Source organism: Salinibaculum sp. SYNS191 (genome assembly GCF_037338445.1).
In the GTDB taxonomy this organism is placed as follows: Archaea; Halobacteriota; Halobacteria; order Halobacteriales; family Haloarculaceae; genus Salinibaculum; species Salinibaculum marinum.
This window is the reverse complement of the sequence record NZ_CP147838.1, coordinates 2,765,157-2,791,134: the sequence shown is the minus strand read 5'-3', so window position 1 is coordinate 2,791,134 and position 25,978 is coordinate 2,765,157. Positions and strand designations below refer to the sequence as shown.

General features: G+C 68.9%; 23 protein-coding genes. 12 read left to right on the top strand and 11 right to left on the bottom strand.

Going from position 1 to position 25,978, the window contains the following annotated elements; all coding sequences use genetic code 11:
• Nucleotides 1-108: 108 nt before the first annotated feature.
• Nucleotides 109-732 carry a methyltransferase domain-containing protein gene (locus tag WDJ57_RS14775; RefSeq protein WP_338901589.1) on the top strand — a complete coding sequence of 208 codons (624 nt, stop codon included), beginning with the start codon at nt 109-111 and terminating at the stop codon, nt 730-732.
• 39 nt (nt 733-771) lie between these two features.
• Here WDJ57_RS14775 and WDJ57_RS14770 read toward each other — a convergent pair whose 3' ends face one another.
• On the bottom strand, nt 772-2,022 hold the full coding sequence (locus WDJ57_RS14770; RefSeq protein ID WP_338901588.1) for a DUF7096 domain-containing protein: 1,251 nt from the start codon (nt 2,020-2,022) through the stop codon (nt 772-774).
• Between the two features lie 153 nt (nt 2,023-2,175).
• On the opposite strand from WDJ57_RS14770, the gene WDJ57_RS14765 reads away from it, so the two are divergent.
• From WDJ57_RS14765 to WDJ57_RS14750, 4 genes are all read left to right on the top strand, one after another.
• Entirely contained in the window at nt 2,176-3,312 is a 1,137-nt protein-coding gene (locus WDJ57_RS14765) for a helix-turn-helix transcriptional regulator (protein ID WP_338901587.1), read from the top strand.
• Between the two features lie 81 nt (nt 3,313-3,393).
• Nucleotides 3,394-4,185, top strand: coding sequence for an electron transfer flavoprotein subunit beta/FixA family protein (locus WDJ57_RS14760; protein WP_338901586.1), 792 nt, complete (start codon nt 3,394-3,396; stop codon nt 4,183-4,185).
• Nucleotides 4,182-5,135 (top strand): electron transfer flavoprotein subunit alpha/FixB family protein, encoded by a 954-nt coding sequence (locus tag WDJ57_RS14755; RefSeq protein ID WP_338901585.1) that lies wholly within the window; start codon nt 4,182-4,184, stop codon nt 5,133-5,135. The genes WDJ57_RS14760 and WDJ57_RS14755 overlap by 4 nt, the downstream gene beginning before the upstream one ends.
• Nucleotides 5,136-5,313: 178 nt before the next feature.
• Nucleotides 5,314-6,144 (top strand): DMT family transporter, encoded by an 831-nt coding sequence (locus tag WDJ57_RS14750; RefSeq protein WP_338906305.1) that lies wholly within the window; start codon nt 5,314-5,316, stop codon nt 6,142-6,144.
• A 198-nt stretch (nt 6,145-6,342) separates the two neighbouring features.
• Here WDJ57_RS14750 and WDJ57_RS14745 read toward each other — a convergent pair whose 3' ends face one another.
• The 4 genes from WDJ57_RS14745 to pyrH are packed head-to-tail and all read right to left on the bottom strand — an operon-like array spanning nt 6,343 to nt 12,551.
• Nucleotides 6,343-8,328 carry a heme-binding protein gene (locus WDJ57_RS14745; RefSeq protein WP_338901584.1) on the bottom strand — a complete coding sequence of 662 codons (1,986 nt, stop codon included), beginning with the start codon at nt 8,326-8,328 and terminating at the stop codon, nt 6,343-6,345.
• A 57-nt stretch (nt 8,329-8,385) separates the two neighbouring features.
• A complete protein-coding gene (locus WDJ57_RS14740) occupies nt 8,386-10,179 on the bottom strand; it encodes a site-2 protease family protein (RefSeq protein ID WP_338901583.1) in 1,794 nt (597 codons plus the stop codon).
• 51 nt (nt 10,180-10,230) lie between these two features.
• The gene (gene lysS, locus WDJ57_RS14735; protein ID WP_338901582.1) at nt 10,231-11,871 is read right to left on the bottom strand and encodes a lysine--tRNA ligase; all 1,641 of its coding nucleotides are present in this window, start codon (nt 11,869-11,871) and stop codon (nt 10,231-10,233) included.
• Complete coding sequence (gene pyrH / locus WDJ57_RS14730) at nt 11,868-12,551, bottom strand: UMP kinase (protein ID WP_338901581.1); 684 nt, start codon at nt 12,549-12,551, stop codon at nt 11,868-11,870. The genes lysS and pyrH overlap by 4 nt, the downstream gene beginning before the upstream one ends.
• 367 nt (nt 12,552-12,918) lie before the next feature.
• Here pyrH and WDJ57_RS14725 point away from each other — a divergent pair, with 367 nt between their 5' ends.
• Nucleotides 12,919-13,164: a DUF7123 family protein gene (locus WDJ57_RS14725; RefSeq protein WP_338901580.1), complete on the top strand. Its 246-nt coding sequence runs from the start codon at nt 12,919-12,921 to the stop codon at nt 13,162-13,164.
• Nucleotides 13,165-13,260: 96 nt separating this feature from the next.
• Complete coding sequence (locus WDJ57_RS14720) at nt 13,261-14,397, top strand: site-2 protease family protein (RefSeq protein WP_338901579.1); 1,137 nt, start codon at nt 13,261-13,263, stop codon at nt 14,395-14,397.
• A 25-nt stretch (nt 14,398-14,422) separates the two neighbouring features.
• Here the strand turns inward: WDJ57_RS14720 and thiL are convergent, their stop codons facing one another.
• Nucleotides 14,423-15,292, bottom strand: coding sequence for a thiamine-phosphate kinase (gene thiL / locus WDJ57_RS14715; protein WP_338901577.1), 870 nt, complete (start codon nt 15,290-15,292; stop codon nt 14,423-14,425).
• A 76-nt stretch (nt 15,293-15,368) separates the two neighbouring features.
• Between thiL and WDJ57_RS14710 the strand changes: the two genes are divergently transcribed.
• Nucleotides 15,369-16,394, top strand: a complete 1,026-nt coding sequence (locus WDJ57_RS14710; protein WP_338901576.1) for a lysylphosphatidylglycerol synthase transmembrane domain-containing protein — start codon at nt 15,369-15,371, stop codon at nt 16,392-16,394.
• Between the two features lie 39 nt (nt 16,395-16,433).
• On the top strand, nt 16,434-16,895 hold the full coding sequence (locus WDJ57_RS14705) for a 30S ribosomal protein S19e (protein ID WP_338901575.1): 462 nt from the start codon (nt 16,434-16,436) through the stop codon (nt 16,893-16,895).
• Nucleotides 16,896-17,175: 280 nt separating this feature from the next.
• Here the strand turns inward: WDJ57_RS14705 and WDJ57_RS14700 are convergent, their stop codons facing one another.
• Both WDJ57_RS14700 and WDJ57_RS14695 read right to left on the bottom strand, forming a co-directional pair.
• Nucleotides 17,176-18,078 (bottom strand): winged helix-turn-helix domain-containing protein, encoded by a 903-nt coding sequence (locus WDJ57_RS14700; protein WP_338901573.1) that lies wholly within the window; start codon nt 18,076-18,078, stop codon nt 17,176-17,178.
• Nucleotides 18,079-18,130: 52 nt separating this feature from the next.
• A complete protein-coding gene (locus WDJ57_RS14695; protein ID WP_338901572.1) occupies nt 18,131-20,029 on the bottom strand; it encodes a S9 family peptidase in 1,899 nt (632 codons plus the stop codon).
• A 224-nt stretch (nt 20,030-20,253) separates the two neighbouring features.
• Between WDJ57_RS14695 and WDJ57_RS14690 the strand changes: the two genes are divergently transcribed.
• Genes WDJ57_RS14690 through hisS form a run of 3 tightly spaced genes read left to right on the top strand, consistent with a single transcriptional unit; the run spans nt 20,254 to nt 22,554 of the window.
• Entirely contained in the window at nt 20,254-20,601 is a 348-nt protein-coding gene (locus tag WDJ57_RS14690; protein WP_338901571.1) for a DNA-binding protein, read from the top strand.
• Entirely contained in the window at nt 20,601-21,194 is a 594-nt protein-coding gene (locus tag WDJ57_RS14685; RefSeq protein WP_338901570.1) for a DUF7411 family protein, read from the top strand. Before WDJ57_RS14690 ends, WDJ57_RS14685 begins: the two co-directional genes overlap by 1 nt.
• 52 nt (nt 21,195-21,246) lie before the next feature.
• Nucleotides 21,247-22,554 (top strand): histidine--tRNA ligase, encoded by a 1,308-nt coding sequence (hisS, locus tag WDJ57_RS14680; RefSeq protein WP_338901569.1) that lies wholly within the window; start codon nt 21,247-21,249, stop codon nt 22,552-22,554.
• On the opposite strand, the gene nadC is transcribed toward hisS, so the two are convergent.
• The 3 genes from nadC to nadA are packed head-to-tail and all read right to left on the bottom strand — an operon-like array spanning nt 22,555 to nt 25,972.
• Entirely contained in the window at nt 22,555-23,361 is an 807-nt protein-coding gene (gene nadC, locus WDJ57_RS14675) for a carboxylating nicotinate-nucleotide diphosphorylase (RefSeq protein ID WP_338901568.1), read from the bottom strand. It abuts the gene before it with no gap.
• A gap of 2 nt (nt 23,362-23,363) precedes the next feature.
• Nucleotides 23,364-24,854 carry an L-aspartate oxidase gene (locus tag WDJ57_RS14670; protein WP_338901566.1) on the bottom strand — a complete coding sequence of 497 codons (1,491 nt, stop codon included), beginning with the start codon at nt 24,852-24,854 and terminating at the stop codon, nt 23,364-23,366.
• Nucleotides 24,851-25,972 (bottom strand): quinolinate synthase NadA, encoded by a 1,122-nt coding sequence (gene nadA / locus WDJ57_RS14665; RefSeq protein WP_338901564.1) that lies wholly within the window; start codon nt 25,970-25,972, stop codon nt 24,851-24,853. The genes WDJ57_RS14670 and nadA overlap by 4 nt, the downstream gene beginning before the upstream one ends.
• Nucleotides 25,973-25,978: the final 6 nt, after the last annotated feature.

Below are 25,978 nucleotides of genomic sequence, written 5' to 3'. Positions count from 1 at the left end.
ACCACGAAAGCCTATTTGATAGTTGCGAAAGCGCATCTCGCGTGCGGGGCCGTCCCGCGAGGCTCGGAATCCGTGGAATTATGCCGGTCACCCCCTAAGACCGGTGCAATGGGCGTCCTCGAAAACAAGGCACGCGCACGGACGTTCTACAAGTACCTCTCGAAGGTCTACGACCGCATCAACCCCTTCATCTGGGACGAGTCGATGCGCGACGAGGCCATCGACATGCTCGACATCGAGCCCGACGACCACGTCCTGGACGTAGGCTGTGGCACCGGGTTCGCCACCGAGGGCCTCCTGGAGCGGACCGACCACATCTACGGGCTCGACCAGAGCGCCCACCAGCTGGAGAAGGCCTACGCGAAGTTCGGCAAGCGCGGGCCCGTCCGCTTCCACCGCGGGGACGCCGAGCGACTGCCCTTCGCCGACGACACCTTCGACGTCGTGTGGTCGTCGGGCTCCATCGAGTACTGGCCCAACCCCGTCGTGGCGCTTCGCGAACTCCGGCGCGTGACGAAACCCGGCGGGCAGGTGCTCGTCGTCGGCCCCGACTATCCGAACAACAGCGTCTTCCAGAAGCTCGCCGACGCTATCATGCTGTTCTACGACGAGGAGGAGGCCGACCGGATGTTCACCGAGGCCGGCTACCAGGACTTCGAGCACGTCATCCAGCAGTCCAGACCGGGGAGCCCGCGCGCGATTACGACCGTCGCGCAGGTTCCCGACCGCTAGTCGACGACCGGACGAGCGCCCGGCCGACGGCGACGACGCTTACGGCGAGACGACGACGCTCGTCCCGTCGCCGCTCGTCGCGTTCACGGTGAACGAACCGGTCGGCCGAATCGTCCACAGTTCGCCGTCGCCCCCGGTACTCCCGACTGGTTGCCCGTTGACGCGGACGACGGCGTCGGTCGGGACGTCCGTCGTCGCGCTCGTGACCGTCACGCGCATCGGACCGGTCTCGGCAGTCGCAGCGACGCTGACGCCGAGGGACCCGTTCTCGGCGCTGGCGGTCAACCGGACCGGAAGCGAGTCGGGGTTCTGGCGGTGTTCCTCGTGGAAGACGTTGGTCGACCCGCCGTGGATGTACGACCGGAGGTCGCCGTGGGGGTGACTCAGGTCGATGAGGTAGACGTCGGAGTCGCCGAAGCCGGCGATGCGGTTGATGCTCTGGAGGTTCTCGGAGACCCACGGGTAGAGTTCGCGGGCGCGGTCGAACGCCAGCGATATCGGCTCCTCCTCGGCCAGGGCGAACTGGTTGGGCGCGTCCGGCGTGTACTCGTCGCGCAGCGTCGCCTGCCGGCGGTACTCCGTCTCGTCGACGGTCGCGAGCACGAGACCGTTGCCCGTCCCCTGGAGGTACAGCGTCGTCGGGTCGGCCTCGCCGCGGACCGTCGCGGTCACCTGCGTCGAGATGCGACCCGGAATCGCGACCAGGTCGGCACGCAGGGCCGCCAGTCTGGTCTCCGTCGAGACCGGGAGTCGCGTGTCCAGGTCGGCGCGCACGCGCGACCGGACGCGCTGGAGGACGTTTCGGGATTCGGAGGCCGCAGTGTCGAGCCGACTCAGCCGGCGCAGGAACGCGTCGGTCGAGAGCGAACCGTCGGTGTACGCGCTGAAAAGCGTCTCCTGTCGGGCGTTCAGCGCGTCCAGCCGCGCCTCCGTCCGGTCGATGGTCTCGTCGACCGCGACGAGACGGCCCTCGGACTCGTTGCGGGCGTCGTAGCGGTGCTCGAACCGCAGGACCTCGTGTTGGCCCTGGAGGCGTTCGACGTCGGTCGCGACCGCCCCGGCCACGTCGACGTCGCTGCGGACGTAGCTCTGGCGGGAGGGACCGTCGCCGGCGGGGAAGACGTAGTTCGTGGTGTTGGTGACCGTCACTGTATCGCCGAGGGAGTCGTCGACCGCAGGCGCGGGCGCGGTCGCTGGCGGTTCGGCCGCGACGACCGCACCAGCGGTCACGAGCCCCGCCAGACAGAGGGCGGCGACCAGCAGATAAGGCAGCGGGAACGTCTGTGGCATCTATCGGTGCAATGCGCGCCCGGATACTAAAATCAGTCCCCTCGCCCGGAGGAGAAGGGACGCCACGAGCGCCGCCGAGACTGTTTATTATGCGATGTAACGTTTTATCACCGGATGGAAAGCGTTTTCCCCGTCGGGAAAGCAAACCCGTGTATGTCTTCGGGGTCGGTTGCCACCCTGATAGTGGTCCTCCTCGCGGTTCTCGGAGCCGTCGCGGGCCCGGGGCTGGCCGCGACCGCCGACGCGCACGCCCCCCAGCAGGTCTCGGACGCGACCGGCGGAGAGACCTCGCTGGTCGTGGCGCTGCAGGCCGACGGCGACGCGCGCTGGCACGTCTCGACGACGTTCAACCTGACGACGGCCAACGAGACCGCGGCCTACCGCGACCTCGCGGAGTCCTTCCGGAACAACGAGACGGCGGCGCTCGGACTCCCGGCCTTCCGGGAGGCCAGCAGCCTCGCGGGCGAGGCGACGGGGCGCTCGATGGAACTCACGAACGTCACCCGGACGGCAGCGCCCGAGGGGACGGTCGAGAACGGCACCGGTCGGCTCACGCTCTCGTTCACCTGGACGAACTTCGGGCGGGTCCAACCCGACGGGCTGGTCATCGGGGACGTCTTCCGGACGCCCGGCGGACAGTGGCTCCCCGGCCTCGGCCCCGACCAGACGCTGACGATTCGCCCGCCGGAGGGGTTCGGCGTCGTCAACGCGAGCGTCGCGCCGGAAGACGGGACCCTCCAGTGGGACGGCCCCGCGGCCTTCGGGCCATCGACGCTCGACGCGACGTTCACCGGGAGCGGGCCGAACGGGGGGACCGGAACGGCACCCGGGACGCCGCCAGGCGAGGACCCGGACGAGGGCGACATGCTGTGGGTCGTGCTGTTCCTCCTCGGCGCAGGTGCGCTCGCGGTGGTCGGCTACTTCGTGGTCCAGCGCGAGGACGTCGACCTCCCGTCCCCGGGTGACGGGGCCAGCGGAGTCGACGCGCCGCCGACCGAACCGCCGACAGCCGAGGCGACGATGACGACCGGGGAGACCGGCGAAGAGGAGTCGACAGACGACATCGACGAGGAGTTGCTCAGCGACGAGGAGCGCGTCGAGCGCCTGCTGGAACAGAACGGCGGGCGGATGAAGCAGGCGAACATCGTCAAGGAGACCGGCTGGTCGAACGCGAAGGTCTCACAGTTGCTCTCGGCGATGCAGGAGGAGGGGCGCATCGACAAGCTCCGCATCGGCCGCGAGAACCTCATCTCGTTCCCGGACGAGGACATCACCGACGTCGAGGAGTAGCCAGGAGCCGGTAAGCAGAGGATACCGGCGGGCGGCACGTGTGCGGTAACGTTTAATTCGAGCCGCACCCGAGTACCGCGTATGAAGGTTCTGGTAACGGTGGCCGAGGTAGCCGCCGCGGACGACGAGTTCGAAATCGATGGCACCAGCATCGACGAGCGCTATCTCACCTTCGACCTCAACGAGTGGGACAACTACGCGGTCGAGGAGGCCGTCCAGCTCGCCGAGGCCGAGGACGACGTGGAGGTAGTCACAGTCAGCATCGGTCCCGAGCGCAGCGAGGAGACCATCCGCCAGGCGCTCGCGAAGGGAGCCGACCGCGCCGTCCGGGTGTGGGACGACGCGCTGGCCGACGCCGACGTGATAGATCCGGGAACGAAGGCACAGTTGCTCGCCGCCGTCGCCCGCGAGGAGGAGCCGGACCTCGTCCTCAGCGGCGTCCAGACTGGCGACTACTCCTTCGGCGCGACCGGCGTGACGCTGGCCGAGCAACTCGACATGGAGTGGGCAGCCGTCGTCAACACCCTGGACCTCGACCGCGACGGCGGCGTCGCCCGCGTCCACCGCGAACTCGAAGGCGGCGTCGAGGAGTTGACCGATGTCGACCTGCCCGCCGTGTTGACCATCCAGACGGGTATCAACGACCCGCGCTACGCGAGCCTGCGCGGGATTCGACAGGCCCAGAGCAAGCCGCTGGACGTGAAGTCGCTGGCGGACCTCGACCTGTCGGGCGAGGACCTGCCGCTGTCGCTGACCCTGGAGTCGCTGTACGAACCCGAGAGCGAGGGCGAGGCCGAACTGTTCGAGGGCGGCGCGGAGGAGACCGCCGGGCAACTGGCTGACCTGCTGCGGGAGAAGGGGGTGGACGCATGACGGTCCTCGCAGTCGCCGAGCACCGCCGCGGCGAACTCCGGGACGTGAGTTTCGAGGTCATCACCGCGGGCCGCGAACTCGCCGACGCGACCGGGGGCGAGCTCCACGTCGCCGTCATCAGCGGGGCCGTCGACGAGTACGCCGAGCGCCTCAATCGCGAAGGCGTCGACGCCGTCCACACCGTCGAGCGCGGCGAGGAGTTCAACCACGACGTGTACGTCCAGGCCATCGAGCAACTGGCCGACGCCGTCGACCCGACGTACGTCGTCGCGCCCAACAGCGTCAACGGACTCGACTACGTGCCGGCGGTCGCGAGCCGACTCGACCTGCCGCTGGTGACCGACGCCGTCGCGCTGGACGTCGACGACGGACTGACCGTCACGCGGGAGCTCTACAGCGGAAAGGCCGAGGGCGAACTCGACGTGGCCGGCGAGCGCGCCGTCGTGACCATCCGCGGCGGCGAGTGGCCCGCCGCCGACGGCACTGGCGAGGCCCCAATCGACTCGTTTGACGTCGACGTCGACGAGAGCGCGGTCCGCTCGACGGTCACCGGCTTCCAGGAGGTCGGTGCCGGGGACGTCGACATCACCGACGCGGACGTGCTCGTCTCCGTCGGCCGCGGCATCGAGGAAGAGGACAACCTCGACATCATCGAGGACCTGGCCGACGCCCTCGGCGCGACGGTCTCGGCCTCCCGGCCGATCGTCGACAACGGCTGGCTGCCGAAGGACCGGCAGGTCGGCCAGTCGGGCAAGGTCGTCACGCCGGACGTCTACATCGCCATCGGAATCTCCGGGGCAGTCCAGCACGTCGCCGGCATGAAGGGCGCCGAAACCATCGTCGCCATCAACGACGACCCCTCGGCACCCATCTACGACATCGCCGACTACGGTATCGTCGACGACCTGTTCGACGTCGTGCCGGCGCTGACCGAGGAGTTCAGCGGGTAGCCGGTCGTCGACCGAGGAGTGCAGCGGAGAACCAGTCGCCGCCCGGATTCTAATCGGCGGGGTTTAGTCGACGTGCGCACAGACGGCAGTCGTGGCCGTTCACAGTCGCCTCGCCGGTCGACTCGTCGCACGCTTCGGCCAGCGACAGGTCGCGCTCGCGGCCGTCGGCCTCGCAGTTCTGGCGGCGAGTACCAGCGCCATCCTCATCCGCGCCGGTGACGCGCCGGAGCCGGTAATGGCCTTCTACCGCGTGCTCTTTACGGTGGGACTGTTGCTCCCGCTGGCACGCGGGAGCGGGAAGGAGCTGTCGCGGGCGTCGCGGCGTGACCTGCTCGCTGCGGGCCTCGCCGGCCTCGCCCTGGCGGCGCACTTCGCAACGTGGTTCGAGAGTGTGGACCGGACGACCATCGCCGCGTCGACGACGCTGGTCCAGACCCAGCCGGTCTTCGTGGCCGCCGGTGCCGCCCTGTTGCTGGACGAGCGCGTGACCAGACGAGTCGTCGGCGGCATCCTCGTCGCCATCGTCGGCGTCGCCGCGATGTCCGCGGAGGGGTTGCTCGGCATGTCGACCGCACCGCAGCCGCTGCTCGGGAACGGCCTCGCTGTCCTCGGCGCGGTGGCGGGCGCGGCCTACGTCCTGAGCGGGCGCTCTATCCGCCAGCGCGTCGCCGTCGTCCCCTACGTGCTCGTCGTCTACAGCGTCGCCGCGGCCGGACTGCTCGCCAGCCTGCTCGTCCAGGGACAGCCGCTATCCGGCTATGCGGCCCACGAGTGGGCGCTCATGCTGGGGATGGCTGTCGGCCCCGGCATCCTCGGGCACACGCTCATCAACTGGGCCTTAGAGCACGTCCCGTCCTCGCTCGTCAGCGTCTCGCTGGTGGGCGAACCCGTCGGCTCGACGGTGCTCGCGGCGCTGGTCTTCGTGGAGATTCCGGGCGCGCTCACCGTCGCCGGCGGCGTCGTCGTCATCGCCGGCATCGTCGTGACCGCTCAGGCGTATCGCGGGTAGGGAACTGCGTGCCGACGAATATCCGCCGAGCGAAGCGAGCGCGGTTTGCTACGAGAGAGCTTCGCTCTCTCGGCATCACGAAAGGCGCCGTCGCCTTTCGAACGACACCGGACGCGACCGCAGGGAGCGTCCGGCCTTTTTGGTGAAGATTTTTGCCGGGAGCGGTTCGCCATCGGCGAACCCGACCGGCAAAAAGGTTCAGGCGAGGAAAACGTGCCGCGGCTTGTCGGCGAGGACGTCCCGGCCCCAGTCGACGGTGTCCGAGAAGGCGTCCGAGCGGAAGAAGCCCATCGCGTCCTCCTTCGAGTCCCACTGGCTGGCGATGAACATGTCGTTCTCGTCGTCGACGTTGACCAGCAACGCGGTGTCGCGGTGGCCGTCCATGTCTGCGAGCATACCGCCGACGACGTCGAACTTCTCGACGAAGTCCTCGCGGTGCTCGGGCTTGACGGTGTAGAACATGCCCATCGTGCCGAAGCCCTCGCCCTCGCCGGCCCAGCCGACGACGCCGGGGAGGTCGGCGAGGTAGCCGCTGGCGGTGTCTGCGGCGTCCTCGGTCTCCCAGAGGCTGACGACGGCGGTGCGCTCGCTGTCGGGGTCCTCGTAGACCTTCGTCCCGCCGTGGGTGTCGTAGCGGTCGAACCCGTCGGCGAGGTCCTCGACCGACGCGACCAGTTCGTCACGGTCGGCCTCGGAGTACAGCACCAGCGCGTAGATGTCCTCGCCGTGGGGCTGCCCGGCGTAGATGTCGAGGTCGGCCAGTTCCTCGCGGATGCTCTCGGCTCCGCCGTCGTCCTCGGTCGCCTCGGTCTCGGTCTCGCCGCTGCCGTCGAGCGGGCCGCGGACGGTCTCCGTGACGCCGGAGAGGTCCGTCAGGAAGCCGTGGGCCGTGTCGGCCGCGCCTTCGTTGTCCCAGATGCTGGCGATGGCCGCGCGCCCGCTGTGGGCGCGGACGACGGTGGTGACGTGGGAGTCGTAGTGCTCGAAGTTACCCCGCAGGTCGTCCACCTCGTCGGCCAGGTCACCGGCGTCGGCCGTCGAGTAGAGGACGAGCCCGTAGTCGCCGGCGTCGTACTCCTCGCCCTCGTGGAGGCCGAGCGTGCCGAGCAGTGTGGCGATGTCCTCCGTCTCCGTCTCCGTCTCCTCGCCGTCGTGGGGGTGGTCGCCCTCCGCGGCGCTGCCGGGGTGCGCACTCCCGTGGTCGTCTGCGTCGCCGCCCGCGCGCTCCTCGTGGCCCTCGGCGGCCTCGGCGTGGCCGTGGTCGGCGTGGGCATCGGCAGCGTGGTCGGCGTCGTCGTGGCCGCCGTGTCCGTCACCGTCGCCGTGTCCGTGGCCCGCTGCCTCGGCGGGGTGGACCGGGCCGGCGTCGGCCACGTCGCCGCCCTGCTCGTCGGTCGGGACCGGTTCGCCGGCCAGCAGCGCTTCCAGGTCCGACGGCGGGAAGCGGCGCCCGACGTAGAACGAGCCGAAGTCGGCGTACTGCGAGGTCGAGGGGTCGAACCGCATCTCGTAGAGGAGGTCCTTCATGTCGACGAGGTCGTCGCCCCACAGCGTGACGCCCCACTCCCAGTCGTCGATGGCGATTGCGCCGGTAATCATCTGCTTGACTTTCCCGCCGTAGTCGCGGCCGATGTCGCCGTGAGCGTCCATGTGCTCGGCGCGCTCGTCGAAGGGCAGGTCGTACCAGTTCTGCTCTGGCTGGCGGCGCTTGTCCATCGGATAGAAGCAGACGTGCGTGGCGTCGGGAATCGACGGCTGCAGCCGGCCCTGGATGTAGTTGTACAGTCCCGAACTCTCGTCTAAGTCGCCCGTGAAGTAGTCCCGGGCCTGCTCGGAGTAGCCCGAGGCCTCGGTCACGGAGACGAAGGAGGTGGTCCGCTCGGTGAAGCGGGCGAAGTCGGTCCCTTCGAAGCGGCGCTCGATTGCGCCGATGTCGGCTGTCGTCGGCCGGAGGTGCAGCAGGAGGAAGTCGGCCTTGTGCCCCAGAATGGAGTACAGCGCAGACGCGCCGTCGTCGGCGTCCTCGACGGCGAGGTGGGTGTCGAGGTGCTCGACGGCCTCGTCGAGTGCGCGCTGGCGCTCGCGCTCGGTGGCGTCGCGCCAGGCGTCCCAGTCGATGCTCCGGAAGTCGTGGAGGGCGTACCAGCCCTCGTCCGTCGGTGGCGGGTCGCGTCGGTCGGGCATGGCCGGGAGTTGGAGTGGCGCAGTAAGGAACCTTGCCTTTCGAGTCAGGTCGGACCGTCAGGCGCCGGCGAGCAGGGCCGGTCCGAACAGCATGATGAGCAGGGCGACAATCATCGTCAGGGTGATGACCGTCGTGATGGTGCTGGCGAGGCGGGACCGGTCGGGAACCGGGAGCCGCGAGACGACGGCCTCGGTGCTGGTCCGGAGGATGTGCCCGCCGTCAAGCGGGAACGCCGGGATGCAGTTGAACACGGCGAGGTTGAAGTTTATCCACCCGGTCCAGAACAGGACGTTCGCCAGCAGGAACGTCCCGCCGCCGAGTATCGAAAGCGGCCCCTGGAGCACGTAGAAGTTGGCTATCTCCCCGGTGAAGCCGGCGAAGTTGTAGGCGGTGTTCGGGTCGAACACGGCCAGGAAGGGCATGAACAGCACTGCCGAGATGCTGGTGAAGATGGACTGGAGGAACCCGAGGTCGGTCGGCGGGCCGCCGCCGAGCAGCGTGAGGAAGCGGGCGGCCGGGTACGCGTCGATGCCGAAGTCGCCGACGACGATGCCGGAGTAGCCCCCACGAATCTGCACGCCCAGGACCGCCTCGCCGTCGTCGTTCGCGGCCAGCGTGGCGTTGTACGTCTGGCGCTGCCCGTCGATGTAGGCCTCAACCGTGACGGTGTCACCGGGGTCGTAGCCGTCGAGGGCAGCGACGAGCGCCGAGGCGTTGACCGTCCGCTGGCCGTCGACGCTCGTCACGACGAGCGAGGCGTTCGCGGGGGCACCAGCGTCGACGAGCGAGCCGTTGGCGTCGGTCTGGGCGACGAACGCGCCGATTGGCAGCGTCGCGGTCCCGTTGTCGATGGCGAGTTCGGCGACCTGGCGCTGGGAGACGGCGTCGGCGAACTGCTGCTCGGTCGCGACTTCGGTGCCGTTGACCGACTCGATAGTCGGCAGGCGCTCGCCGGCGAAGGAGACGTTGGGGAGGACCCCCTGTACCACCCGATTGATGGTGACCCGCCGGTCGACGACGACGGTCTCGCCGTCGTTCATCGTGATTTCGACTGCGTCGCTCTGGACGCGGTCCAGTTCGGCACCGAGTTCGGTGACGTTGTCGACGGTCGTCCCGTTGACGGCGGTGATGCGGTCGCCGTAGCCGATGCCGGCGGTCGCTGCCCCGGAGCCGGCGAAGGAGTCGCCGACCGCGACGCCGGGTGCGACGGCCATAGAGCCGGCGATGGGACCAAAGAGGAGTGCGAACGTGATTGCCGTCAGCGCGAAGTTGTTGGTGACGCCGGCGGCGAACATGCGCGTCTGTGCGCCCCTGTTGGCGGCCATGCGGTCGTCCTCGTCGGGTTCGACGAACGCGCCGATGGGGACGAAGGCGAACATCGCGAGGCCCATCGACTCGATGTCGATGTCCTCGACGCGGCAGAGGAGGCCGTGGCCGCCCTCGTGGACGACCATGCCCAGCAGGAGGCCGAGGATGATTTCGGGGGCGACCGACAGGGGGAGGAACTCGTTGACGCCGGGGATGACTAGGGCGTTCTGTGGGTTTCTGATGGGGGAGTCCGCGGCCTGCTCGGGGCTGAGACCGATAGCGAGCGCCGAGAGCAGGACCACGATGCCGAAGCCGACCATCACGACGAGCGCGATGCCGACCCCGACGTTGGCCCAGGCTCGCCAGAATCGCCGGTGCCGGGCCAGTCGGTTCAGGAACTGCCGGCCGCGCTTCGTGTGCCACGTGATGATGGGACCGGAGACGCGTATCGACTCGGGGAGGGCACCCCGTGCTCGCAGCGCCATCGCGCCGACCGTGTAGACGACGATGCCGGCGAGCACCCACGTCAGCGTGCTTGCCATTACCTGAGGGAAGGGACAACGCGCAAAGAGCGTTTGGTTCCCGTACAGGAGTTATCGCTCGCGTCGAAGTCGTGCTACGACGAACTCGCGGTCGAGTTTGCCGAGGAAGGGTCCGAGTTTCGGCCCCTCGTCGTCGTCGAAGAAGAGGCGGTAGCCGGCCCCGAAGAAGTCCCCGATTGGGATGTCGTGTCGCTTTGCCGTCTCGTAGATTTCGCCCTGGATGGCCTCGCCCTCGTGACCGGCCTCGACGAAGTCGGCGAGTTCGTCCAGGGCGGTGGCCGTCTCGCCGTCGAAGTCCACGTCTGGCATCGACCCCCGCTTGAGTTCGTAGTCGAACTCGTTTCCCGTGCGCCGGGCCCACTCGCGAGCGCGCTCGACGCGGGCGAGCGCAGCCTCCACGGCCCACTCGGGGGCGTCGTCGGGGATGTGCCCCTCGCGGCGGGCGATTTCCTCCCGCAGGTCGGGGTCGTCGGTCATCCCCAGCACCGCCGCGAAGGTGTAGGGGATGCGGAGTCGCTGCTCGCGGACCTCGTCGACGAGCATCGGGTAGGCCCGTTCGGCCCGTTCGCGCTCCTCCTCGTCGGCGTCGACTTCGCCGAAGTACACCCGCTCGAAGCGGTCGAACTCGTCGACCAGCTGGTCTAAGTGCTCGATGCTGAAGTCGCGCTGTTTCAGCGGCTCCTTGGCGAAGAAGTAGCGGAACACCTCCGGTTCCAGCAGTTCCAGCACCTCGTCGACGGTGACGAGGTTGCCCGCCGACGAGGAGAGCGCGTCGCCGTCGAGCGTGAACCACTCGTAGACCATCGGCACCGGCGGCTCGATGCCGAGGACGTTCTCGGCGATGTCCTCGCCGCTCGGCCAGGAGCCCTCGGCGTGGTCCTTGCCGAAGGGTTCGAAGTCGACGCCGAGAATCTGCCACTGGGCGGGCCACTCGAAGCGCCAGGGGAGTTTGCCCTCCCGTAGCGAGACGGTGCCCTCGTGGCCACAGCCCTCGATGGTGTCGTCGCCGGCCTCGCGGTCCGTACAGACGTAGGAGACGGTGCCAGCGTCGAGGTCCACCTCGGTGACGCCCTCGGTGAGAATGCCGCAGTTCTCGCACTGGGGGACGAAGGGGACGTAGTCGTCGTCGACCTTGTTCTGGTACTCAGCCAGCACCTCGCGGGCCTCGTCGGCGTGTTCCAGAACGTGACGGGTCACGGCCTCGAAGTCGCCGCTCTCGTAGCGGTCGGTGTTCGAGACGAACTCGACGGGGACGCCGACGGCCTCGGCGTGGCGTTCCAGCAGCGTCGTGAAGTGGTCGCCGTAGGAGTCACAGCAGCCGAAGGGGTCCGGGATGTCGGTGTATGGCTTGCCGAGGTTGCGCCCGAGGGCACCGGCGTCGACGTCGCCCAGGCCCACGACGTTGCCGTCGAGGTCGGCGAGCGTCCGGGGGATGGCCCGCAGTGCGTCCCTGTCGTCGGCGGTGAACACCTGCCGAACCTCGTGGCCGCGGTCGCGCAGCGCTTCGGCGACGAAGTAGCCGCGCAGAATCTCGTTGAAGTGCCCGATGTGGGGGACGCCGGAGGGGGAGACGCCGCCCTTGATGACGATGGGGTCGTCGGGGTCGCGGGCCTCGATGACGTCCGCGACGGCGTCGGCCCAGAAGGCGCGTTTCGCGCTGCTGCCGACCTCGTAGGGGTCTTCGCCGGTCATGTCTCGGGGAGGATGTCGGTGCCGTCGTGGTCGCCCGCGACGGCCGCGGCGACTGTCTCGGGGTCGGTACCGTCGACGACGGCGGCGCGCAGACCGGCGCGGTCGAGCAGTTTCGCCGCCAGCAGGTCGACGGGCGCGTTGCTCCCCGCGTCCATCTCCAGTTCGCTGACCAGCGAGACGAGGTCCGCGGCGCTCATCTCGTCGTACTTCGTCGCGTCGGGGTCCTCGTTGGGGTCTGCGTCGTAGACGCCGGGGACGCTGGTCGCGTAGACGAGCACGTCCGCGTCGGTGTACTCGGCGAGTGCGGTCCCGACGGCGTCGGTCGTGTGGCCGGCCTCCGTGCCGCCCATGACCGGGATGTCGCCGCGGCGCAGCGCCTCGCGGGCGGTCTCGTGGTCCTCCGGCGGAACCGGCGCGGCCCGGTCGTCCAGGGCTGCGATGAGCAGACGGGCGTTCAATCGCGTGACGGCGATGCCGAGCTGGTCGAGCTCTATCTCGTTGGCCCCCAGTTCGCGCCCGGCGCCGATGTAGTCACGCGCCGCTGGCCCGCCACCGACGACCACGGCCAGGTCGTGCCCCGCGTCGTCGAGCCGTTCGAGGACGTCGGCGTAGGCGGCGACCCGGTCCGCGTCGAGGTCCGGGACCAGCACGCTCCCGCCGACAGAGACGACTACCTTCATTGGCTCCGCGTAACCGCGATGCCATCTTAAGGGTTGTCAAGCGTGCAGGGCCGCCGCGCCCGTCAGACGCACGTCTGCCGCCGACGCGTCGGTTCGCCGGACAGAACCGCCGACGCACACACATTACCGGCAACAAAACCCTCATTTTCCGTGGAGTATTATTAATTTTCGCGAATACAAACTCCGCAAATAGTCTCCGTCTCGGTCGCGCTATTGAGAGTTCAGAACAGAGTATAAAACGTCTAAAAGAATTTGAGGTTGTTGTAAAACGTCGATTTTACCCGAACAGTGGTGAAACAGGTCGAAGGGGCGCAAAGGTTCCTCCCTTTATATACTCCTATAGCCGGTACGTGGAAGTGAGGCAGACATGAGCGCAACAAAACAGCCCTCCACGGACGGCCGCTCGAAAGAACAGCGCCTGAAGTCCTACCTGGCGGAGAAAGCCGCCGACGGCGAGATGTACTTCAAGAGCAAGTTCATCGCGGACGAGGTCGGTCTCTCCCCGAAGGAAATCGGTGCGCTGATGGTGAAACTCCGGGAGTCCGCAGCCGAACTCGAAATCGAGAAGTGGTCGTACACGAGCGCCACCACGTGGCGCGTCGAACCTGCCTGAGCCGCCGACCGTCCCCCGCAGACACGCCCCGCTCTCTCCACCGGGTTCGCGCCCGGTCCGGGGTCTTTATCCTCGCCCGTCGACTACCGGTAGCCGATGCGCGCGAGCGACGAGTCCGCACCCTCCCCGGCGGACCTCGCCCCCGTTTTCGACGTCTACGACGTCAGCACCGCGGGTGACCGTCTGCTGTACGTCGGCCGTCCCGCCGCCGACGCGCGGACGCTGGAGCGCGAACTCGTCGCCCTCTTCCGGGAGTACGGCTACCGCATCGAGATTCGGGACGACCACCCGGACCGCGACCGGCAGGTGCCGCCGGACAGCTACGTCCTCGTCGCACAGCCCCGGGGCATCAGCGGGTTCCCCTGGCGCAACGCAGTCCTCTTCGTGCTGACGGTGTTGTCGACGCTGTTCGCGGGGGCCTTCTACTGGTACCAGCTCCCGGTCTTCTCGGACCCGCTATCTGCCCTGGAGGCGTGGCCGTTTTCGGCGGCAATCATCGGCGTGCTCGGCGTCCACGAACTCGGCCACTACGTGATGACGCGGTACCACGACGTGGACGCCTCCCTGCCCTACTTCATCCCGCTCCCGCTGTACATCGGGTCGATGGGCGCGGTCATCCGGATGCGCGAGCGCATCCCCACGCGACGGGCGCTGCTGGACATCGGCGCGTCGGGACCGCTGGCAGGCCTCGCTGCGACTGTCGTCGTGACCGTCGTCGGACTGCAACTGGAGCCGCTCGCGGTCCAGGAAGCCGCCGCGACCGCCAGCGAGAGCGCCACCCGCATCCAGTTCAACAACCCGCCGCTTCTGACCATCATCGCGGAGCTGACCGGGACGGCAGGGAAACTGGAGCGAGGGCTCGTCCACCCCGTCGTCTTCGGTGGGTGGGTCGGGATGCTGGTGACGGTGCTGAACCTCCTGCCGGTCGGCCAGCTCGACGGCGGCCACATCGTCCGCGCCATCGTCGGCCCCCGCCAGGAGACCATCGCTGCGGCCGTTCCAGGGGCGCTGTTCGCGCTCGCCGGCTACCTCGCCTTCGTCCGCGGCGGGTTCGACTCCGTCGGCATCTGGGCGATGTGGGGCCTGTTCGCGACGGGGCTGGCCTACGCCGGCCCCGCCTCGCCGATGCGCGACGAACCGCTCGACCGGGAGCGCGTCGCGGTCGGCGTCCTGACGCTGGTGCTCGGCGCGCTCTGTTTCACCCCGATTCCAGTCGAAATCGTCACCCCGTAAGTTGTCGTCTCGCCGGCGACTGGGCTCAGCCGTGGGTGTAGCCACGGTCCGGCAGCGCGTCGCCGTCCAGCGTCACGCCCGACTCCGTGACCGTCCCGATGTGCGTCAGCGGGACGTCGAGACGCTCGCGGACCGGTTCGAGCGCCGTCTCCGGGAGCGTACAGACGAGTTCGAAGTCCTCGCCGAGGAAGACGCCGAGTTCCCGCTGTTCGGCCTCGTCTGCGGCCACCGCGTCGACAGCGTCGTCGATTGGCAGCGGCGTCTCGACGGCGAAACCGCAATCGCTCGCGTCGGCGAGCTGGTGCAGCGACCGGGCCAGCCCGTCGCTCGAATCCATCATCGCGGTGGCGTGGTCGGCCAGCACCTGGCCCGCCGCGACGCGGGGCTCGAACCGGAAGAGGTCGTTGCCCCGCTCGGTGTCGCCCGTCTGGAAGTGTCGGAGGGCAGCACCGGTCCGGCCTAGCGCCCCGGTCACGCAGACCGCCTCGCCGGGGCTGGCACCCGAGCGCAGGACCGGCGCGTCCGTCCGCCCGAGAACCGTCGTCGCGACGGTGAACTCCCCGTGGCCGTCGAGGTCGCCACCCACGTAGGCCCCGTCGACCAGTTCGCAGACGTCGGCTGCGCCGTCGACGAAGGCGGCGATTTCGTCCCAGTCGAACTCCGGCGCGCCGTAGACGGCGACGGCGGCGACCGCCTCGGCACCCATCGCGGCCACGTCGGACAGCGACGCCCCGACCGCCCGCCAGCCCGCCGTGTAGCGGGTCGTCCCGTCGGGGAAGTCCGTCGACTCGTGTAACATGTCCGTCGTCAACACCAGCCCGTCGACGACGGCCGCGTCGTCGCCGGCGGCCGGGAGCGTCTCGTCGAGGCGGCCGAGCGCGGCGCGTTCGTCCATACCGCCCATTCGACGGGGGACGTAAAAACGTCGGCCATCCGGTGGCTTCAAGCGGGCGTCGCCCGACCGGCACGGTATGGACGGCGACCGCCTCACGACCCTCGTCGGCTTTCTCGCCGCGCTGGTCGTGCTGGCAATCATCGTCTGGTTCATCGGCGTCGACGACGTGCTGGACGCGCTCTCGCGCGCAGATACGTCCGTCCTCGTCCTCATCGTCGGCGTCGCCACGGTCTGGCTCTCGGCGTGGGGTATGGCGCTGTGGACGGTGCTGGGAGCGATGGGAACGCCCGTCTCCGCGCCCCGGGCCATCTTCGTGTTCTCCGCCGCCGTGTTCTCGAACAACGTCACCCCCTTCGGGCAGGCGGGCGGCGAGCCGGTGAGTGCGCTGCTCATCTCCTCGGTCGCCGACAGCGAGTACGAGAACGGGCTCGCCGCCATCGCCAGCGTCGACACGCTGCATTTCGTCCCCTCCATCGGCTTCGCAGTCATCGGGTTCGTCCTCGTCATCGCCGGGGCAGCGGAGTTGACCCGCAACGTCGCTGTCGCGGCTGGCGGCGTCGTCCTCCTCGTCGTACTCATCCTGACGGCCGCGATACTCGGCTGGCGACACCGCGACCGGGTCGAGGCGACTGTCGCCCACGTCGTCACGCCGGTGGTCCGCCTCGTCGCCCGGGTGATTCCCGGCCGGTCGCCCCCGGACGAGTCCGCCGTCGAACACCGCATCGACGGCTTCTTCGACTCCGTCGGTCGCGTCGCGAACGACCAGGGGACCATTGCCAGGGCGATGGGCTTCTCCGCGCTGGGCTGGCTGGCGCTGTCGACCTCGCTGTGGCTCTCGCTGTACTCGCTCGGCTACACGACCCCGTTCGCGGCGGCCATGTTCGTCGTCCCCGTCGGGTCCATCGCCGGTGCGACGCCGCTCCCCGGCGGACTGGGCGGACTGGAGGCCGCCTTCATCGCCCTGCTCGTCCCGACGGCGGGCGTCTCCGCCTCGGTGGCGACCGCCGCCGTGCTCATCCATCGCGGGGCGACCTACTGGCTCCCGACGCTGTTCGGCGGGGGCGCAGCCGCCGTCATCGGGGCCGACAGCCGCCGTCGGTAAACGATGTTCTTAAATGACGCCACCGGGAAGGAAGTCGCAATGACGACACTCTACGACGCGCCCGCCGAGGACCTCATCGAGGCGGTCGCCGAGAAGCTCGCCGACGAATCGGCCATCGAAGAACCCGAGTGGCTCCAGTTCACCACGACCGGCGTCGACCGCGAACTCCCGCCCGAGCAGGAGGACTTCTGGGTCCGCCGCGCCGCCTCCCTGCTGCGAAAGGTCGCCATCGACGGCCCCGTCGGCGTCGGCAGCCTCCGCACCGAGTACGGCGACGCCAAGCAGGGCTCGAACCGCTACCGCGTCCGCCCGCGCCGCCAGTCCGAAGGGTCGGGCAACATCATCCGCACCGCGCTCCAGCAACTCGAAGAGGCCGGCTACGTCGACACGGCCGAGGGCGAGGGCCGCGTCATCACCGGCGAGGGCCAGAGCCTCCTCGACGACACCGCCACCGAAGTGCTCGAAGACCTCGACGACCCGGCGCTCGAGCGCTACGCCTAGACACCACTTTTTGCTGCGTCGGGTGTCGCACACGCGCCGTTGGCGCGTGGCGCACCCTCCTTGCAAAAACTTGGAGAAAAACACCGCGGGAGCGAAGCTCCCGCGAGCCCACGCTCGCTGTGCTCGCGTGGAGGCACCTCGCGCTCGGTAGAGCGCTCGCAGTACGACACGGATCACCACTACCGCCACCGCACCACGGCAGCCCTGCCCTTCCCCGTGAGCGGGCGACGAGACGCCCGCTCGGCCACAGCGGTCACTCGTTCACGACGGAGCCGACGGCTCAACAGTCAGTTTCGACGACCTGCAGGCGCTCGTCCACTACTATCCGGCACGCGTCATCGCCCTCCCGATACGTGACGCTGGCACGGAGCGGGTCGCGCGACGGGACATCCAGTTCGAGCGAGTCGATCGGCGGAAACGACCAGACGGGGTGCTCCGAGACGTCGATACCGTGCCGGTAGTAGAACCCGGCGACAGCGGGGTGGGACAGCAGGACACCTGCGAGGTTCGCACTGGCCGTCGCGCCACACCGCTGGCAGTCGAACTGCACCCACGGCGTCGACGCCGGATCCTCGACGACGTCGTCGAGGGCGCCGTCCGGGACGCGGTCGGGTAACTCCAGCGCCGACAGCGCGGCGACCGTCTGCTGGACGCGACTGTTGCAGTACGAACAGAAGCCGTTGTACTGTAGATCCATCGTCGCGCGCAGGTACCGGCTGGCGATGGCCGGAATCTCCTCGCGGTCGCACTCCGCGAACACCGCCGGCGGCACCGCGAACGCAGTCGTCGCCGGACAGGATTCGCACTCGATGCGCACCGCCTCGTCCTCGTATGCCAGCGTCTGCGTCCCGCCACAGGCCTGGCAGGGGGCGTCGAGCGTGAGCGGGTCGAATCGTCCCTCCACCGTGTACGCGCCCGAGGCAAGCGCACCCGCCATCTGCTTGCCCGCCTGTGTGAGACGGTAACCCGTCTCGGTCTTCCTGACGAACCGTCCCGTGAGTTCGCCGAGGTGGTAGTTGAACTGTCCCGGATCCTCGACGCCGACAGCCTCGCGCAGCGTCGAGAACGCGGCTTCGTGGCTGTCCGCCGCCTGCAGCGCCTGGAGAATCCCGACGCGCGTGTCGTTCGAGAGCGCGGCGAACACCTCGTCCGGACTCGCCTGCTGGACGAACTCCTCGGTCATGTCCGCCCGTTTCGGCAGTATCACCCTAAAATCAGGGTGCCGACGCCGTCGCTCAGACGCCATCGACCGGCCGCTGCTCGGTCTCGCCAGCGCCGAGTCGCCGCCCGAGGAAGTCCTCGAGCAACTGGAAGGCGCGCAGCGTCTGCTCCTGGTCGGTGGTGCTGTGACCCTCGGCGCCGAGTTCGTGGTACTCCACGTCCGCCTCGTCGTCGACTGCCTCGCGGAAGCGTCGTGCCTGTGAGATGGGTACCCGGCGGTCGTTGACCCCGTGGAGCATCAGCAACGGCGCGGCCAGATTGTCGGCGTGAGTGACCGGCGAGCGCTCTTCGTACAGATCCGGATTCTCCGCCGGCGTGCCGAGGTAGGTCTCGGTCGCGGCCCGGAGCCCCGGCATCGTGTGCTCGTAGAGGTCGACGAGGTCGGTCAGCCCGTTCCACGCGATGCCGGCGGCGTACAGGTCGGGATACTGCACCAGTTGCCAGTACGCCGAGTACCCGCCGTAGGAGCCGCCGAAGACGGCGACACGGTCGTCGTCCAGCCAGTCGTACTCGTCGAGGACGTACTCGACGCCAGTCGCGATGTCGCCCTGCTCGGCCCCGCCGTAGCCGTCGTAGAGCGCCTCGACGAACTCCCGTCCGCGGCCGATCGACCCGCGATAGTTCACCTCCAGCACCGAGTAGCCACACGCGGTCAGCACCTGCGTGTAGTCGCTGAACCGTTTCGTGTCCCGCCCGCGCGGGCCGCCGTGGGGCTTGACGACCAGCGGCGACGGGCGCTCGCCGGAGTCATAGAGCAGGGCACCGACCTCGAACTCCTGGGCCGGGTCGTGCTCGACCGCGGCCTGGCGCGTCTCGGGCACGCCATCGGATGCGAAGGTGACGTACTCCGCGTCGACGAAGTCCTGGGTGTCGAACGGGCCGTGTTCGGCCGCGACGAGCGTCTCGGCGGTGTGAGTCGCGTGGTCGTAGACCAGCAGTTCCCGGCGCGTGGTCGGCGTCGTGTGTGTGACGATCACCCGGCTCTCGTCGACGACGGCGTCGTTCGCCAGCCGCCGCGGCAGCCGCGGATGGGTGCCGAACAGCCCGACGCCGTCGGGGAGGTCGAACTCCCGGCTCTCGCCCGTCGCGAGGTCGTAGACCAGCGGGACGGTCGTCGCGTCGCGGTCGCGGGTCGCGAGGACGCGCTCGCCGTCCGGCGTGAACTGCACCGGTGTCTCCTCGGCCGTGCCGTCGCCCAGCCAGGTCGTCTCGCCGGTCGCGAGGTCGCAGACGCCGACGCGTCCAAGGCCGTCGCTGTTGTCTCCGACGAGCAACCGGTCGCCGTCGGGGTGCCAATCCGCCGCGACGGCCTCCGCGCCGTCCGCGCTGATCGAGAGGGGGCGCTGCTCGGTGCCGTCGGCAGCGGTCACGTACACGTCGAGGTCGCCGACGGCGTTGCTCACGTACGCGATCCGGTCGGCCGTCGGCGAGACCGTCGACCACCACACCGGCTGGTCGGCGTCGGTGAGCCGCGTCACCTCGCCACTCGCCGTGTCGCGCCGATAGAGATCGACCTGTCCGTCGCGGGTCGACTCGAAGACGAGAAACTCGCCGCCGGGCGCGACGTCGTGGACGACGTTTCGGCCCTCGGACTGGACGAGTGCATCGACGGTTCCGCTGCCGTCGATCGCGAAGACGTCGTACTGCTCGTCGCCGTCCTCGTCACGGTGGAACAGCACCCGCTCGCCGTCGGCGCTCCAGTGCAGCGGCGACCCTGCGTCCCGCGGTACCTCTCCCTCGCTCCACTGGGCCATTTCACCGGATTCGAGATCGAGAACGTACAGTTCGTTGCGTCCCGTCTCGTCGTAGTAGAAGGCGACGGCGTCGCCACTCGGGGAGACGGTCGGATAGGCCAGTGTCGGAAGCCCCGCCAGTTCGGCGATCCGCTCTTTCGCTGTCAGTGAGTCGGGCATCGTATTGCTGATCGTCGACCGCTCGACGGATAACTGTAATTAGAACTATATTTCTATTCGCGTCCAAACAGAATGGAGTTTCTATCCGTGATCTGAGAGTTGACGGCTCAGTGACAGCGTTCGTCTAGTCAGGGTCGCTTCGCTCCCCGCTCGCTTATCGAGGCACTCCCGCTGGTCGTCCCTCGCCCGTAATGATTTTGCCCACGAATCGACAACAGTGGGGTATGAGTGGTGAACCCAGTGACGAGGAGCTCGAGAAGCTCCGGGAGAAGAAACGAGAGCAGCTGAAAGAACAGGCCGGACAGCAGGACGAGGAGGCCATGGAGGCCCAGCGCCAGCAGGCCGAGGCCCAGAAGAAGGCCATCCTCCGCCAGCACCTCACCGACGGGGCGCGCAAACGCCTCAACACCGTCAAGATGTCCAAGCCCGAACACGGCGACAAGATAGAGCAGCAAATCGTCGCGCTGGCCCAGAGCGGCCGCATCCAGGGGAAGATAGACGAAGACAAGATGAAGGAACTCCTGCAGGAGCTGACGCCGGACTCCAAGAGCTTCGACATCCGCCGCCGGTGATGGAGGTCGGGCTCCTGTACAGCGGCGGCAAGGACTCGACGCTGGCGGCGCTCCTTCTCGACCGCGTGGCCGACGTGACGCTACTCTGTGGTACGTTCGGCGTCACCGACGACTACGAACACGCCCGCGACGCCGCCAGCGCAGTCGACTTCCCGTCCGCGCGTCTCGACCTCGACAGCGACGTCGCAACGGCGGCCGTCGAACAGATGCTCGCGGACGGCTACCCCCGCAACGGCATCCAGCAGGTCCACGAACACGCACTCGAACGGGCCGCAGCGCTGGATTTCGACGCCATCGCCGACGGCACCCGCCGCGACGACCGCGTGCCGACCGTCGACCGGCCGCTCGCCCAGAGCGTCGAGGACCGCTTCGACGTGGCCCACCTCGCGCCGCTATCTGGCATCGGCCGCGGAGCCATCGACGCGCTGGCCGCCGAGCACCTGGAAGTCGAGACCGGTCCCAGCGCGGCGATACCGAAGGGCGACTACGAGACGGAACTGCGCGCGCTCATCCGCGACGAACACGGCCAGGAGCGCGTCGACGACATCTTCCCCGCACACGACCAGTCCCGCGTCGTTGGGTTGCGCGAGTGAGAGCGCAGGGCGGACAGAAGCTTTCAAGCGCGCGCTGCTCGAACGGCGGGACATGTACGACCGCATCAAGGGTTTTCGCGACTTCTACCCCGCCGAGATGCAGTCCCGCCGACAGGTGATGGACACCGTCGAGGGGGCTGCGAAGAATTACGGGTTCCGGGAGATCGGGACGCCGGCGCTGGAGGCCGTCGAGATGTACGCCGACAAGAGCGGCGACGAGATCGTCGAGGAACTCTACGCCTTCGAGGACCAGGGCGGCCGCGAGGTGGCGCTGACGCCGGAACTCACCCCGACCGTCGCGCGAATGTTCGTCGCCAAGCAACAGGAACTCTCCAAGCCCGTCAAGTGGGTCTCGACGCGCCCGTTCTGGCGCTACGAGGAACCACAGCAGGGCCGCTTCCGGGAGTTCTACCAGACCAATGTCGACATCTTCGGGTCGTCCGACCCCACCGCCGACGCCGAGGTTCTGGCCGTCGCCGCCGACGCCCTGACCGACCTCGGCCTGACCGCCGAGGACTTCGACTTCCGTGTCTCCCACCGCGACATCCTCGGCGGCCTGCTCGAATCGTTCGACGCCGACGTGGACACACGCGCGGCGATTCGCGCCGTCGACAAGCGCGCCAAGGTCGAGGACGACGAGTACGCCCGCCTGCTGGAGGAGGCCGGCCTCACGCACGCCCAGGCGATGGAGTTCGACGGGCTGCTCGACACGCCCGAGGACAGCCTCGACGAACTCGTCGCGTTCGCGGGCACCGACCGCGTCGAAGCGGCCGTCGAGAACCTCCAGAACGTCCTCGCCGCGGCCAACGATTTCGGCGTCCGGGAGTACTGCACGCTCTCGCTGACGACCGCCCGTGGACTCGACTACTACACCGGCGTCGTCTTCGAGTGCTTCGACTCCACCGGCGAGGTCTCCCGGTCTGTCTTCGGCGGCGGGCGCTACGACGACCTCATCGAGGGCTTCGGTGGCCAGCCAACGCCAGCCGTCGGGTTCGCACCGGGCTACGCCACGCTGTCGCTACTCTGCCAGCGCGCCGGCGTCTGGCCCGCCGAGGAACTGTCGACGGACTACTACGTCCTCCAGGTCGGAGACACCCGCGACGTCGCCGCCCGCGTCGCACGTGACCTGCGCGCCCGCGGCCACGTCGTCGAGTCCGACGTCTCGGGCCGGAGTTTCGGCGCGCAACTGGACTACGCGGACTCCATCAACGCGGAGACGGTCGTCATCGTCGGCGAGCAGGACCTCGCGAACGGCGAGGTGACGGTCAAGGACATGGACAGCGGCGACCAGACGACCGCGCCCGTCGACGCCTTCCCCGGCGACCACGACCGACCGACCTTCGAGGACTTCGCCGAGTAGTCAACCCGTCCGGAAGGAGTAGTCGAGCGCCGGCGCGGAGTGGGTCAGCGAGCCCATCGAGACGACGTCCACGCCCGTCGCGGCGTAGTCGGGGACGTCCTCGACGGTGATGCCGCCGCTTGCCTCTGCGAGCGTCCGCTCGGGGAGCAGGTCGACGCCGCGCTCGACGGCATCCGGGGAGAGGTTGTCGAAGAGGACGATGTCAGCGCCGGCTTCGGCCGCGCGTGCTCCGTCCTCGGGCGATTCGACCTCGACCTCGATTTTCGTGGCGAAGGACACCCGCTCGCGGAAGTGCGCGATGGCGCCCTCCAGCCCCATCTCCGCGACCTGGTTGTCCTTGACCATGACCATGTGCGAGAGGTCCAGCCGGTGGGTGTCACCGCCGCCGGCGACGACGGCGCGCTTCTCGATGCCACGCAGGCCTGGCGTCGTCTTGCGGGTGGCGGCGATGCGGACGTCGTCGTCGACCTCACGAGCGGCGTCGACAGCATTCCGCGTCCTTGTGGCGATGCCGGAGGCGTGCCCGGCGACGTTGACCGCCACGCGCTCGGCGCGCAGCGTCTCGCGGGCGGGGCCCGCCGTCTCCAGCACTGCGTCGCCGGCCGCGATGCGGTCGCCAGCGTCGACCAGCGGCGTCGCGTCGACGCCGAGGTACTCGAAGACGGAGACGGCGGCGTCCAGGCCGGCGGCGACGCCGTCGTCCTTGGCGACGAGGCGACCCGTCGTCTCGCCGGGGACCTGGTTGGTCACGTCGTGGTGGCCGACGTCCTCCGCGAGCCACTGCTCTATCTGGGAGTCGGTGAGCATCGTCAGTCTGCGGCCGGCGTCTCGGCCTCGTCGACGAGATAGTGGCAGCCGACCGATTCGTCGTTCTCGGCGGCAGCGCGGGCGACGAGCAGCGAGACGATCGCGGCCGAGCGGAGTTCGTACAGCGACCGCGAGGTGCGCGTGCGGACGTAGGCGTCGACCTCGCCCTTCAGGCGGCGCAGCACCGCCTGGGCGCGGCCGAGACCGTCCGGCGTGCGCTCGATGCCGACCTGCTCGTCCATCACGCGGCGCAGGCGGTGGAACTTCTCGCGGGCGAAGTTGTCCGGCAGCGCCGGGTCGCGGTCCAGCAGTTCCGGCGGCTCGATTTCCTCGGAGTCGTTGCCGGCAGCATCTTCGCCGGCGCGCAGCCCCCAGACCAGCCCCTCCAGCAGCGAGGTACTGGCGAGGCGGTTCGCGCCGTGGACACCCGTCCGGGCGCACTCGCCGACGGCCCACAGGCGGTCCAGCGAGGCGCGGCCGCGGTCGTCCACGTCGACGCCGCCACAGAGGAAGTGCTCGGCCGGCGCGACCGGAATCTCGGGGAGCGGGACGCCGTTGTCCCGGCACTTCTCGGCGAGGTCGGGGAACGTCCCCTCGAAGTCGATGTCGGAGACGTCCAGCACGACCTCGCCGGTCCCCTCGCGTTCGGTCTTGACCGCACGCGCGACTACGTCACGCGGCGCTAGTTCGGCGTCCTCGTGGTAGTCGGGCATGAACCGCTCGCCCGCTCCGTTGCGGAGGACTGCGCCCTCGCCGCGGACGGCCTCGCTGATGAGGAACGTCCCATCGTCGCCGTGGTACGCCGTCGGGTGGAACTGCACGTACTCCATGTCCGCGACGTCAGCGCCGGCGAGTGCGGCCATGGCGATGCCGTCGCCGGTGGCGTCGGCGGGGTTGGTCGAGCGCGGGTACAGCGCGCCGATGCCACCCGTCGCGAGGATGGTCGACCCCGCGAAGGTGGGGGCCCACTCGCCGTCGGATTCGAGCACCGCGCCGTAGACCCGGCCCTCGTGGCGGACGAGTTCCAGCGCGGCCGTGTCCTCCAGAATCTCGACGTCTGTCTCGTCGGCGACGTAGTTCAGGAACGGGACGTGGACGTGCTTGCCCGTCGCGGCGTCGACGTGGAGGATGCGCGGTTCGTCGTGGGCGGCCTCCTGGCCGTAATCGAACCCCTCGCCGTTGGTGTCGAACTCGACGTCCAGCGTCTCGACGAGGACGTCCTGCACGGCGTCGTCGGCCTCCGTGACGAGGGTTTCGACTGCGTGCTCATCGGCGGTGCCGGCAGAGGCATCGCGGATGTCCCGGGCGAACTGCTCGGGGTCGTCGCGGGTGACGGCGATGCCGCCCTGGGCCCACCACGTCGACGCCTCGTCGGGCCGTTCGGCCTTCGTGGCGACGACGACGTCCGCGCCCTGGCGGTCCGCTTCGAGTGCGGCCGCGAGGCCGGCGATGCCCGCGCCGACGACGAGGACGTCGGTGGTCTGTCGCTTCATATTTCGAGCATCCGGTCGAGCGCGACCCGCGCCAGTTCCTTCTCCTCCGGCGCGACCTCGATGACGTTGCGCTCGCGGCCCTCGACCAGTTCTTCGAGCACCCACGTCAGGTAGTTCGGGTCGATCTGCCGCATCGCGTTGCAGTCCATGCAGGCGTCGCCACACAGCGGCAGGACGTTCACCTCGGGGTGCCACCGCGAGAGGTGCTTCGTGAGGTGAATCTCGGTGCCGATGGCCCACGTCTCGCCGGGGTCGGCCTCCTCGACGGTCTGCGTGATGGTTGACGTGGACCCGACGACGTCGGCCATCTCGACGACCTCGCGGCGGCACTCGGGGTGGACGACGACGTTCGCGTCGGGGTGCTCGTCGCGCACCTGCTCGACGTGCTCGGGACGGAACCGCTCGTGGACCTGGCAGTACCCCTCCCAGAGGATGATGTCGTTCTCGACTGCCGTCTCGGGGTCGGCGCTCTCGGGGTCCCACGGGTCCCACTCCACGATTTCGTCCTCCATCCCGAGGCGGTGGGCGGTGTTCTCGCCGAGGTGTTTGTCCGGCAGGAACAGTACCTTGTCCCCCTTGTCGAAGGCGTACTCGAAGGCCCTGTGGGCGTTCGAGGACGTACAGACCAGCCCGCCCTGCTCGGCGCAGAAGGCCTTCAGGTCGGCGTAGCTGTTCATGTACGTGATGGGGATGATGTTCGCATCGGTGGCGGCGGTAATCTCGGCCCACGCGGCGTCGACCTGCAGCGCCTCGGCCATGCCTGCCATCGGACAGGACGCCTCCATGCTGGGGAGGATGACCGTCTGGTCGTCGTCGGTGATGATGTCCGCGGACTCGGCCATGAACGTCACCCCGCCGAAGATGACGTAGTCGGCGTCGGCCTCGGCGGCCTCCTTGCTGAGCTGGTAGGAGTCGCCGATGAAGTCGGAGTGCTCGACAATTTCCCGGCGCTGGTAGTTGTGGCCGAGGATGACCACGTCGTCGCCGAGTTCGGCGAGTGCGGCCTCGATGCGCGCTGTGCGCTCATCCTCTTCGAGGTCCCGGTACTCCGGGGGCAACTGCTCTAAGTTGTCGTACTTGAAGAGGCTGAGGTCTGTTTCGAACTGCGCTGTTTCCATCTGTGG

What these genes read in the sequence shown, in the direction of transcription:
- WDJ57_RS14775 (WP_338901589.1), top strand. Translation starts at nt 109, where the DNA reads ATGGGCGTCCTCGAAAACAAGGCACGCGCACGGACGTTCTACAAGTAC.
- WDJ57_RS14770 (WP_338901588.1), bottom strand. Translation starts at nt 2,022, where the DNA reads ATGCCACAGACGTTCCCGCTGCCTTATCTGCTGGTCGCCGCCCTCTGT.
- WDJ57_RS14765 (WP_338901587.1), top strand. Translation starts at nt 2,176, where the DNA reads ATGTCTTCGGGGTCGGTTGCCACCCTGATAGTGGTCCTCCTCGCGGTT.
- WDJ57_RS14760 (WP_338901586.1), top strand. Translation starts at nt 3,394, where the DNA reads ATGAAGGTTCTGGTAACGGTGGCCGAGGTAGCCGCCGCGGACGACGAG.
- WDJ57_RS14755 (WP_338901585.1), top strand. Translation starts at nt 4,182, where the DNA reads ATGACGGTCCTCGCAGTCGCCGAGCACCGCCGCGGCGAACTCCGGGAC.
- WDJ57_RS14745 (WP_338901584.1), bottom strand. Translation starts at nt 8,328, where the DNA reads ATGCCCGACCGACGCGACCCGCCACCGACGGACGAGGGCTGGTACGCC.
- WDJ57_RS14740 (WP_338901583.1), bottom strand. Translation starts at nt 10,179, where the DNA reads ATGGCAAGCACGCTGACGTGGGTGCTCGCCGGCATCGTCGTCTACACG.
- lysS (WP_338901582.1), bottom strand. Translation starts at nt 11,871, where the DNA reads ATGACCGGCGAAGACCCCTACGAGGTCGGCAGCAGCGCGAAACGCGCC.
- pyrH (WP_338901581.1), bottom strand. Translation starts at nt 12,551, where the DNA reads ATGAAGGTAGTCGTCTCTGTCGGCGGGAGCGTGCTGGTCCCGGACCTC.
- WDJ57_RS14725 (WP_338901580.1), top strand. Translation starts at nt 12,919, where the DNA reads ATGAGCGCAACAAAACAGCCCTCCACGGACGGCCGCTCGAAAGAACAG.
- WDJ57_RS14720 (WP_338901579.1), top strand. Translation starts at nt 13,261, where the DNA reads ATGCGCGCGAGCGACGAGTCCGCACCCTCCCCGGCGGACCTCGCCCCC.
- thiL (WP_338901577.1), bottom strand. Translation starts at nt 15,292, where the DNA reads ATGGACGAACGCGCCGCGCTCGGCCGCCTCGACGAGACGCTCCCGGCC.
- WDJ57_RS14710 (WP_338901576.1), top strand. Translation starts at nt 15,369, where the DNA reads ATGGACGGCGACCGCCTCACGACCCTCGTCGGCTTTCTCGCCGCGCTG.
- WDJ57_RS14705 (WP_338901575.1), top strand. Translation starts at nt 16,434, where the DNA reads ATGACGACACTCTACGACGCGCCCGCCGAGGACCTCATCGAGGCGGTC.
- WDJ57_RS14700 (WP_338901573.1), bottom strand. Translation starts at nt 18,078, where the DNA reads ATGACCGAGGAGTTCGTCCAGCAGGCGAGTCCGGACGAGGTGTTCGCC.
- WDJ57_RS14695 (WP_338901572.1), bottom strand. Translation starts at nt 20,029, where the DNA reads ATGCCCGACTCACTGACAGCGAAAGAGCGGATCGCCGAACTGGCGGGG.
- WDJ57_RS14690 (WP_338901571.1), top strand. Translation starts at nt 20,254, where the DNA reads ATGAGTGGTGAACCCAGTGACGAGGAGCTCGAGAAGCTCCGGGAGAAG.
- WDJ57_RS14685 (WP_338901570.1), top strand. Translation starts at nt 20,601, where the DNA reads ATGGAGGTCGGGCTCCTGTACAGCGGCGGCAAGGACTCGACGCTGGCG.
- hisS (WP_338901569.1), top strand. Translation starts at nt 21,247, where the DNA reads ATGTACGACCGCATCAAGGGTTTTCGCGACTTCTACCCCGCCGAGATG.
- nadC (WP_338901568.1), bottom strand. Translation starts at nt 23,361, where the DNA reads ATGCTCACCGACTCCCAGATAGAGCAGTGGCTCGCGGAGGACGTCGGC.
- WDJ57_RS14670 (WP_338901566.1), bottom strand. Translation starts at nt 24,854, where the DNA reads ATGAAGCGACAGACCACCGACGTCCTCGTCGTCGGCGCGGGCATCGCC.
- nadA (WP_338901564.1), bottom strand. Translation starts at nt 25,972, where the DNA reads ATGGAAACAGCGCAGTTCGAAACAGACCTCAGCCTCTTCAAGTACGAC.